Origin of the sequence: Actinomadura logoneensis (assembly GCF_003428695.1) — a bacterium.
Classification (GTDB): domain Bacteria; phylum Actinomycetota; class Actinomycetes; order Streptosporangiales; family Streptosporangiaceae; genus Spirillospora; species Spirillospora logoneensis.
The window spans coordinates 1-2662 of the sequence record NZ_QURH01000657.1 but is presented as its reverse complement, the minus strand read 5'-3'; the positions used below and the strand labels follow the sequence as shown (position 1 = coordinate 2662).

Genomic DNA, 2662 nt, shown 5'->3' with positions numbered 1-2662 from the left:
GGGCGAGCGCGGACCGGCCGAGCGGCGCGCCGCGCTCGCCCGCCTGCTCGCCCACCACCTGGAGGCGCAGCGCGAGGCCCTCGCCCTGCTCGGCGAGAGCCGCGCCGGCGCGCCGCTCTCCGGTCCGCCCCGGTTCCCGTCGGCCAGCGCCGCGACGCAGTGGACGTCCGACCACCTCTCGGAGCTGATCGCGCTGGTCACCCGGTTCGCCGCCGATCCCGTCCTGCCGCTGGACGGCGTCGCCGAGCTGACCCTGGCGCTCGCCCAGCAGCTCGACGACGGCCCCCGCTGGACCGAGCTGGTCGGCGCGGCCCGCGCGCTGCTGGACGCGGCGCTCGCGGCGCGGAACCGGCGCGCCGAGATGGCCGCCTCGTTCGTCCTCGGCTACCACCTGATCCACTGCGCGAAGCGGCCCGGCGGCGCCGCGCTGGTCGCCCGCGCCGCCGAGCTCGGCCGCGAGCTGGGCGACGAGCCCGCGCTCGCCGAGGCGCTCAGCGTCCTCGCGCTGGACGCGTACTACCGGCGCGACCACGCGGCCAGCCTGCGGCGCTGCGAGGAGGTGCTCGCCCTGGACGTCCGGATGGGGAACGTCCGGGGGCAGGCGACGCGGCTGGCGAACATCGCGCAGCTGCACCTGGGCATGGGCGACCGGGCGTCCGCGCTCGCCGCCGGGTACCGGGGCCTCGCGCTGGCCCGCCGGGCCGACGCGCCGGTCGCGGTCGCCTACGCGCTCTACCTGGTCGGGCAGATCCTGGAGTCGCTGGACCGGCACGTGGACGCGCTCGCCGCCTATGACGAGGCGCTCGCGGTCTGCTGGACGCACTCGCTTCCGCTGCGCGAGGCGCAGGTGCTGATGCGGATGGCGGAGACGCGGCTCGCGCTCGGCCAGTTCCGGGACGCCGCCGACACCGCCGCGCAGTCCCTGGCGGTCGCGCGCGTCATCGGCGGGGAGTGGCAGCAGGCCCGCACCCGGGTCGTCCTCGGCCGGGCGTGGGCCGCGCTCGGCGACCCGGCCCGTGCGCGCCGCGAGTGGCGGACGGCCTTGGCCGCCTTCGACGACCTGGCCGCTCCCGAGGCCGACGACGTCCGGGCGCTGCTGGACGCCTGCGGCCCGCCCGCCCCGGCCGGCGCCCACCCGGGGACTCGCCAGGGAACTCGCGAGGGCACTCACCAGGGCAGCCCGCGGGCGTAGAGGCGGAGCAGGTCCGGGTACCGGAAGAGGTCGGGCGACGGCGAGGCGAGAAGGCCGGAAGCGGTCAGCGCCGCGAGTGCGGCCTCGGTCTCGGCGCGCGGCCGGTCCAGCACGGCGGCGGCCTCCTCGACCGAGAAGGACGCCGGACCGGAGCGCGCGAGGACCTGGCACGCGCGGCCCTGCTCGGCGCCCAGCCGGTCGCACTCGCGGGCGAAGACCGCCTCGGCGTCGAGCGTCCCGACCTTCAGCTCGGCGAGCCTGCGCCGCTCGTCCGCGAGGCGGCGGACCAGGGACCGGGCCGTCCAGCCCGGCCGGGACGCCAGCCGCGCGGCGGCGATCCGGACGGCCAGCGGGAGCCGTCCGCACAGGGCGACGGCCTCGGCGACGGCGTCCGGCTCGCGGGCGGCGCGGTCCGGCCCCGCGACGCGCGCGAACAGGGCCTCTGCCTCGCGCGCGGAGAACTCGGCCAGCTCGACCGCGTCCGGGACGCACGGCGGACGCCCCCCGCAGGTGACCAGGACCGAGCAGTCCCCGCCGGGCAGCAGGGCGTGCACCGCCCCCGGGTCCCGCGCGTTGTCCAGGACGATCAGCATCCGCCGTCCGCGCAGGGCGGAGCGCAGCAGGGCCGAGCGCTCCGCCCGCTCCGCGCGGTCCGGGACGCCTCCCGCCTCGGCGCCGAGCGTGCGCAGGAAATCGAGGAGCAGGGTGTCGGGGTCGTCGCGGCGCAGGTCCGCGTAGAGCTGGCCGTCCGGGTAGGCGTCCCGGACGAGATGGGCGACGTGCACCGCGAGCGCCGACTTCCCGACGCCGACCGGCCCGCCGACCACGGCGTGCGCGGGCCCCGCCGACAGGGCACGGACCAGGCGCGCGACCTGCTCGTCGCGGCCGGTGAAGTCGATGAGGTCGGTCGGGAGCTGCGCGGCGGCCGACCCCGCGGAACGCCGAGCCGACCCCGCGGAACGCCCGGCCGACCCCGCGGAACGCCCGGCCGACCCCGCGGGATGCCCGGTCGGCACAGCGGGATGCCCGGTCGGCGCGGCGGGACGCTCGGCCGACATCGCGGACGGCCCCGCCGACACCGTGGGACGCCCGGCCGCGATGGCGCGGCGCAGCTCGACCAGGCCGGGGCTCGGGTCGAGGCCGAGCTCGGCGTCCAGCAGCGACCGGGACCGCTCGAACACCTCGATCGCCTCGGCGCGCCGCCCGGAGCGGTGCAGCGCGAGCATCAGCAGCCGCTGGAACCCCTCACGCAGCGGATGCGCGGCGGCCAGCGCCGCGAGCTCCGGCACGGCGTCCTCGTGCCGGCCGAGCGCGAGGTCCAGCTCGAACCGGGTCTGGGACGCGACGAGCCGCCACTCGGCGAGCCGCGCGCGCTGGCCCCGCGCGAACGGGCCCGGCAGGCCGTCCAGCGGATCGCCCGCCCAGAGGGCCAGCGCGTCCGCCACCAGGCGCCGCGAGGCGGCGAGGGCG

General features: G+C 79.1%; 2 protein-coding genes. One reads left to right on the top strand and one right to left on the bottom strand.

Going from position 1 to position 2662, the window contains the following annotated elements:
- Window positions 1–1192: tetratricopeptide repeat protein (locus DZF91_RS40325; RefSeq protein ID WP_158588044.1), on the top strand; the 1192-nt coding region annotated here is incomplete at its 5' end.
- On the opposite strand, the gene DZF91_RS25220 is transcribed toward DZF91_RS40325, so the two are convergent.
- Window positions 1168–2662: BTAD domain-containing putative transcriptional regulator (locus DZF91_RS25220; RefSeq protein WP_235834541.1), on the bottom strand; the 1495-nt coding region annotated here is incomplete at its 5' end. The two genes, DZF91_RS40325 and DZF91_RS25220, sit on opposite strands and share 25 nt — an antisense overlap.